The following is a 7582-nucleotide window of genomic DNA, read 5'->3' as shown; positions in this document are numbered from 1 at the left end:
TTCTGTCACCAGTGCGATACATGGCTTGCTCCTTTGGAGTGAATATGCCATATTATATCATGTTAGTAATTTAATTGCGACACAGTCTGAATGACGAATGACAAGTGACTATTTTATGAGGGCGGAAAAAACTTCCGCCTTTATGGCGAGTATGCCGCAGAAAACCACGGAGGTAACTCCGTGGATGAATGCGGCATGAATAATAAATTGAATTCCACTCGCCGAAACTCCGGACAGCCTGTCCGCCAATCTTTTAGGAGGATAAGTCCGCAGAGGTTCATAATAATTTAAATATCCTCCTCAAATAGTCAATAGTCATTGGTACTTAGTAATTTCATTATCGGGGTGAAACGAAGATGTTCAACAAATTGCTCGAATTGATTGATATTGAATTTCACAAACGTCCTTTTCTATATATAACGGTCTCTTTTATCCTGGGGATCGTTGTATTTGAAAGCGGAATATTACATCCCTTTGCTTCGCTCTCATTTCTTGCGGCCTCAATCCTTGGCTTAGTTCTGTTAAGAAAAAAAGTTACTGTTTTTATTGCGCTTATTGTTTTCTTCCTTGCCGTACCCTACTGCTGCTATCGAGCAAGCTATCCTTCGGATCATATAAAGAACTTTACGGAACTCTTTGATTACAGCAGGGCTGAACTTTCGGGTAAAATAGCGGCTGATCCGGATATAATCAGGAGCAGCGGGAGCGCGAGTATAATATTTGAGGTCGAGAGTATTAAATTTAAAAATGCTCCCAAAAAAATATATACCCGCGGACTTGCCAAGATTACGCTAAAAGAAAAAATAGATTATGGAGATCTAAATTACGGCGACAGATTGACGGTCTATGCCAGATTTCATGCTCCTTCGGCTCCGAAAAATCCCGGGGAGTTTAATTACCGTAAGTATCTTGAAAGAAAAAATATATTTCTTCTTGGCTCGGTGGATCAGGGGGCCGGAGATTCCCTGGAAAAAACAGGTGTTGGAGAAAAATATCTCTTTGTTTCCTGGACTATAAACATCAAACACCGGTTGTTAAAAATAATAGAAGCAACTACTCCGGGTGAAACTGCATATCTTGTTCAAGGGGTTCTGCTTGGAGAAGAGGATGCTCTCTCTCTTGAGAGAAAACAACAATTTAGAGATACCGGGACATTCCACATCCTCGCCGTTTCAGGTTTTAACGTTGCGCTTGTGGTGGCGGCATTTTTCTTTGTTATGAGACTGCTTAAATACGGAAAGAAATTCTCTTCTGCCGTCAGTATTTTCTTTGTGCTGATTTTTTGTTTTATTACCGGATGCTCTCCCTCTGTTGTGCGAGCGACAATTATATGTGTTTTTGCTTTGACGGCCGTTCTTCTTGAACGCGATGCGGATATTATTAATCTTTTGGCGCTTTCGGCGTTTTTAATGCTTATTCTCGATCCAAACACACTGTTCGATATAGGTTTCCAGCTTTCTTATATTTCCACGCTTGGTCTTATTTTACTTGCTTCAAAAATAGAAGAGTATCTGTGGTTTTTTCCGCGCTGGTTGGGCGGGGCAATAGCGGTGACTTTGTCTGCTCAATTATTTGTCACTCCGGTAACGGTGTTGTATTTTAATTCCTTTTCGACGCTGACTCTTCCGTCTAACCTTTGCATAGCTCCTTTTGTCTGGTTTTCTACCGTAGCCGGATTTTTTCAAGCGGCTCTTGGTACGCTGTTTTTACCGGCCGGCAGCGTGGTGGGCTTTATAAATGCCCTCTCCGTTAAGGTTATGTTCAAAGTTGTAGAGTTCTTCTCCGGATTTTCTTTTTCCGTGCTCCGTTTTTCCTCTCCCGGTGTTCTATTATTTTCTGTTTATTATATCTCAGTAGTTGCGCTTGTCTATTTTAGAAGTCTCTACAAGGAAAAACCGGCTTTTACTTCCCTGTTATTTGTTCTTCTTTCGGTTGTTGTCTGGCTGAAAGTATTTACCGTAAATTCTGAAATGGAGATAACCATGCTTGCTCTTAGAAATGCAAAAGCAGTATTGGTTATCTCCGGCAAAGAGGCTTCTGCCTTGTATGTAGAAGGTAAAATTGATGCCTATGAGGTCGAGAGAAAACTCCTTCCCTTACTTCATAAAAAAGGAATGAGCAGCCTGAATATTCTTGTATATTCCTCGGAATTTGAAGAGTATATTACTGATTTCAGACCTAAGAATACTTTAAAAGTTACGGAATTAAAAAGCAAAAATTTAAGAATTATCGCAGGAAAGGATTCACTTCTCTATGCCGGTGGTGGCGTAGTATTGGGCGGAAACTTTGGCAATCAAAACTTTTTCATTGATAAAGGAAAATTCGTTTATGGAGAAGACAGAAAAACAGTCTTTTTCAAAGAAGTAAAGAAAAAAGGCGCATTTGTCGCTCTTTTCAACGGTACAAATTGGAAAGGAGGCTTTTGGAAACAATAAGCAAAATATTCTATAAAGATTTGAAGTATATGTCCAAGTGTGATATTATACGGATGTAATAAAAAAAACGTTGCAAGTTGAGCAAAGTATAAATATCAAACCATAACGCTTTGCGAAATCCGCCTAGGCGGATGGCGGGTTAAAAAAACAAAAGAAGGTAGATCAAGTACGAAGTTTCTAAAGAAGATTTATATTTAAAACGTGAAAACGTGTTAACGTGGGACCTTAGTAACAGCATTTCTGTGTATCAGTGTAATCTAGTTAAAAAAGGAGATCAAATAATATGATAAAACTCGGGATAATCGGGACGGGATCGATGGCCAATATACATGCCACAAACTTCAAAAAGATAAAGGATGTGGAGATTGTTGCTTGCTGTGATGTGGATAAAGAAAAAGCCGAGAAATACTCTGAAAATCACGGTGTAAATAGCTGCTACTCTGATGTTTCAGATATGCTTGATAATGAAAAACTGGATGCGGTCTCTGTTGTAACTTCCGACAGGTTCCACCATCCTGTGGTGATGAAAGCGCTTTCAAAAAAACTTCATGTTCTCAGTGAAAAACCGCTTGCGCTTAATGCGAAAGATGCCTGGGAAATGGCAAAAATGGCAAAGAAGAAAGGTGTTATTAATAATGTGAACTTCTCCTACCGTAACAGTTCTGCGGCTCAGCTTGCCGCAAAACTGATTAAAAAGGGGGAAATCGGCAATATAAAACATATCGAAGCAAGATACCAGCAATCCTGGCTTGTAAGCAATGCGTGGGGTGATTGGAGAACGGGTTCGCAATGGGGCTGGAGACTGTCTACAAAAATGGGTTCAAACGGAGTGCTGGGCGATGTAGGTGTCCATATTTATGACCTTACTACTTTTATTGCAGGAACAGGGATAGCGGAGCTTAACAGTCTTGTTAAGAATTTTAAAAAAACACCCGGGGATTATATGGGTAATAAATTTGATGCGAACGATACAGTGGTGACTATGTCTAAATTTGACAACGGAGCGGTCGGTTCCATTTTCGCTTCAAGATTTATTACAGGGCATCCAAATGACCTTAAAGTCGGGGTTTACGGCGATAAAGGGGCTATTGAAGTTTATCTGAATGATGTACGTTCATCCTACGAAGAGCTTCATATTTGCAAAGGGGATAATGCACTCAAGAAAAATTCCTGGGAGACGCTCATTGCTCCTGAAACACCGAATATGTATCAGCGGTTTATTAGCGGGGTAAAATCCGGAAAGAATGACCAGGGGGATTTTGCAACCGGCGCGAGGGTGCAGGATTATATTGACGCAAGTTTCCGGTCGGATAAAAAGAAGCGGTGGGTCACGGTGTGACCTGATGACACATCCGCCAATTATGTATGGCGGATCTTTTGAAGAGATTGCTAATGAGATGGCACAGATAAAAACGGAGAAACAATTTGAAGATATTTATTAATGTCGGGGATGCTTCGGCGGATGTTTACGGCGCGGAGATTATCAGGGAATTAAAGAAGCTGGAACCGGATATAGATATACACGCAAACGGCGGAAAATTAATGAAAGAAGCCGGAGCTAAGCTCTTTTGTAATCTGGTGGAGTTCTCCGTTATAGGTATCTCTGAAGCAGTAAAAAAGTATTTTCCTCTGATGAAAATACTAAAAAATACTGTTAAATACATAAAAGAAAATAATATAAAAACTGTGGTGCTCGTGGATTATCCGGGTTTTAACCTCCGGCTGGCGAAAGTTCTTAAGAAAGAAGGAGTAACAGTTATCTACTATATAATGCCTCAGGTCTGGGCCTGGAATGAAGGCCGGATTAAGACGATAAAGAAGGTAGTAGATCAGGCAATTGTTCTTTTCCCTTTCGAAAAAGCGATTTACGAGAAAATTAACGTGCCCGTTGAGTATTTTGGGCATCCACTTTTCGAAGCGGCAAAACCTTCAAGTTCAAAAGAAGAATTAAGGAAAGAGTTCGAACTTCCTCTTGATAAAACAGTGGTAGGTCTTTTTCCGGGGAGCAGAAGACAGGAGATTGAAACCATTCTTCCTGAAATGGTAAAGCTTACTGAAAATTATAAAGAAGTGGAGTATATTCTCTGCAGGGCTCCGGTTGTTCCGCTAGAACTGATAAATAAATACCCGGGCAATGTTCCTATAAAAGTAATCGAAGGAAGGGCTTATGATGTTATGGAAGCGTCGGATATTGCTGTTTTTACTTCCGGTACGGTCACGCTCGAAGGCGCTTTGATGAAAAAACCGATGGTAAATGTGTATAAACTATCCAAGCTGACGGAGTTTGTCTTTCGCCTTCTGGCAAAAGTTTCTTTTGCCACCCTTCCGAATATTATCGCGGGCAAACAGATTGTTCCCGAACTTATTCAGGAGAGGGCAAACGCCAGGGAGATTGAAACAGAGATCAGAAAAATCCTCGGAAATCCCGGTGAAAAAGAAAAAATGCTTTTTGAGCTTCGAAAATTATCAGACTCTTTGAAAGGCGAGAATATTATGAGAAAGACCGCCGGAGTAATATTAAAATGCGCAAAATTGTCCTGATAGCAGTATTAAAATACCCGCGGGACCTCAGAATATTACTTAAGAAAAAATGGTACCGTATTCCTTTAAACAAACTTCCCCGTAAGAACTTCGATTTTATTGCTTTTTATCAGCCGGCTCTTTTTGGTGCTAGCGGCGGGAGGATAAATTATTACGCCAAACCAAAAAAAGTGGTTCGCCTGAGAAGAGTAGACCTTTTGCCCGGAGAAGTCAGAAATATAAACGCAAAAAATATCTATCTTAAGTATTCCTTTGGGAAAATAAACAAACTAAAACCGGCAATTAGAAATAAGAACGGGCTTCGGGTTTCCTTTGGCTTTACCGGCCTTTCAAAATTAAAAAAAGCGGCTGAGGTTACAGATTTGTACGATGTTGCGCCTATTGAGAAGATGATTAAAAAGGCTCTTAACCGTAAAGATGTTAACTTTAAGTCCGAGTATCCTGTCCGGCTGGAAAACAATTTAAAGTACCGTCTTGATTTTGCTATTTTCTGTAAAAAAGCTCCTTTAAATATAGAATGTGACAGTCTGAAATGGCATTCGCAAAAAGGCCAGGTTTTTAAAGATAAATTAAGGGATAAACGGCTGAAAAAACTCGGCTGGAATATTTTAAGGTTGAAAGAAAGAGAAATTACAGGTAATATAAATGAAAGTATTGGAAAAGTTTTACTCCGGGTTAAGACACTTGGCGGTATAAAATAGATAGGCCTAAAATGGCAGTGCAGGTAAAAGGTAAGAAATGGAAATACTAAAAAGAATACTTTCCTTTGCAAAACCGTATAGAACCAGGTTGCTGACGGCTGTTTTTTTTATGGCTGTTGTTGCTGCTTGCGGCGGGGCTTCTATGTATCTCCTAAAACCTCTCTTTGATGACGGCTTTAATAAAGCCAATCCCCAAAATGCTTTCGAGACTATAAAAAATATAGCTTTTATGCTTGTTGGGTTGTATTTTATTAAAGGTGTCTCCTTCTATATTAAAGATTACTTGTTAAATAATACCGGTCAGAGAATAATAATGGATATAAGAAATATCGTATATGATCATGTTCAAAATCTTTCTCTGGGTTATTTCTCCAGAAATAAAACCGGGCAAATCCTTTCAAGGATTACAAACGATGTTGTTAATATGCAAAATGCGGTAATGAGCATCACCGGAATTGTCGGCGAATCCATGAATTTTTTTGGGTTTCTTATTGTGGTCTTTTTGATGAACTGGAAACTTGCTTCGCTGGCAATAATCGGCATTCTCATTGTTGTATATCCTATTTATAGCTTTGGCCGGCGGCTCCGCTATATCAGCGTGGACTCCCAGAATAAGATCGGAGAGATAACTTCAATAGCTCATGAAGGAATTTCAAATATCCGGATTGTTAAAGCATTTGCGATGGAAGAGTATGAACATAAAAAACTGGCGCAGGCAAACCGTTCTTTTTTTGATACATTTATGAAAGCAGTCAGGATAACTGCCATGTCTCAGCCCATTAATGAATTCATCGGAATATTTGCAATCTCAATTCTTCTTATGGTGGGGGGCTATCAGATAAGTAACGGAACTCTTAGTACCGGGGAATTTGTGGCGTTTGCCGCAGCGCTCATGATGCTCTTTAATCCCATCAGGAATTTAAACGGGGTTAATATTCAGATCCAGCAGGCTTTATCTTCGGCTGAACGTGTTTTTCAACTCCTTGATTCTCCTCAGGAGGTTAAAGATGAATCACAAGCCGTTGTTATGCCCTCTTTTGAAAAGGAAATATCTTATAAGAACGTAAATTTTGAATATATAAAAGAACGTCCGGTGTTAAAAAATATCAATATGACTGTAAAAAAAGGGGAAATTGTTGCCATCGTAGGCCCCTCAGGTTCAGGTAAATCCACTCTTGCGGATTTACTTCCAAGATTTTACGACATTAATTCGGGCGTAATCGAAATTGATAATATAGATATAAAAATATTTAAAATGAGTTCCATAAGAAATCAGATCGGGATTGTTACCCAGGAAACCATACTATTTAACGATACAATAAAAGGTAATATCGCCTATGGCAGGCAGGATATTCCGTTAACTCAGGTGGAAAATGCCGCAAAGGCGGCAAACGCTCATGATTTTATCATCAAGTCCCAGCATGGCTATGATACGTTAATAGGCGAGCGGGGGGTAAAACTCTCCGGCGGTGAAAGACAGCGCCTTTCTATAGCAAGAGCAATTTTAAAAAATCCGCCTATACTTGTTCTTGATGAAGCTACATCTGCTTTGGATACGGAGTCTGAAAAACTTGTTCAGGATGCTTTGGAAAAACTGATGAAGTCGAGAACTACAATAGTGATAGCCCACCGTTTATCTACTATTATAAGAGCCGACAAGATCGTGGTACTGGATAAAGGCGAGATAAAAGCTGTTGGTAAACATGAGGAATTGTTAACAGAAAGCCCGTTGTATAAGAAGTTGTATGAGATGCAATTCGAAGCAAAGTGATAGGTGCTGGGTTCTGGGCGCTAGGAAGAACGAGTAAATTACTAAGAATAAAGCACTAAATTCTAGTGTGCCAAGGGAAGCGTATTTGTTTAAGCTGGTGAAAGTCCAGTGCAGGCAAAGGTAAAGCCGACCAG

At 39.8% G+C, this 7582-nt stretch carries 5 protein-coding genes; all 5 read left to right on the top strand.

The window, feature by feature from the left end:
* The first annotated feature begins 356 nt into the window (after positions 1 to 356).
* The gene (locus A2536_05685; GenBank protein OGF47841.1) at positions 357 to 2435 is read left to right on the top strand and encodes a hypothetical protein; all 2079 of its coding nucleotides are present in this window, start codon (positions 357 to 359) and stop codon (positions 2433 to 2435) included.
* Between the two features lie 283 nt (positions 2436 to 2718).
* Positions 2719 to 3774, top strand: a complete 1056-nt coding sequence (locus A2536_05680) for a hypothetical protein (GenBank protein OGF47840.1) — start codon at positions 2719 to 2721, stop codon at positions 3772 to 3774.
* An 86-nt stretch (positions 3775 to 3860) separates the two neighbouring features.
* Complete coding sequence (locus A2536_05675) at positions 3861 to 4976, top strand: lipid-A-disaccharide synthase (protein OGF47839.1); 1116 nt, start codon at positions 3861 to 3863, stop codon at positions 4974 to 4976.
* Entirely contained in the window at positions 4958 to 5677 is a 720-nt protein-coding gene (locus A2536_05670; protein OGF47838.1) for a hypothetical protein, read from the top strand. Before A2536_05675 ends, A2536_05670 begins: the two co-directional genes overlap by 19 nt.
* Positions 5678 to 5714: 37 nt before the next feature.
* Positions 5715 to 7448, top strand: coding sequence for a hypothetical protein (locus tag A2536_05665; protein OGF47837.1), 1734 nt, complete (start codon positions 5715 to 5717; stop codon positions 7446 to 7448).
* Positions 7449 to 7582 lie beyond the last annotated feature (134 nt).

Source organism: Candidatus Firestonebacteria bacterium RIFOXYD2_FULL_39_29, from assembly GCA_001778375.1.
Classification (GTDB): Bacteria; Oederibacteriota; D2-FULL-39-29; order D2-FULL-39-29; family D2-FULL-39-29; genus D2-FULL-39-29.
Note: the sequence above shows the minus strand (reverse complement) of the source record. Positions and strands in the feature narration are given on the sequence as shown.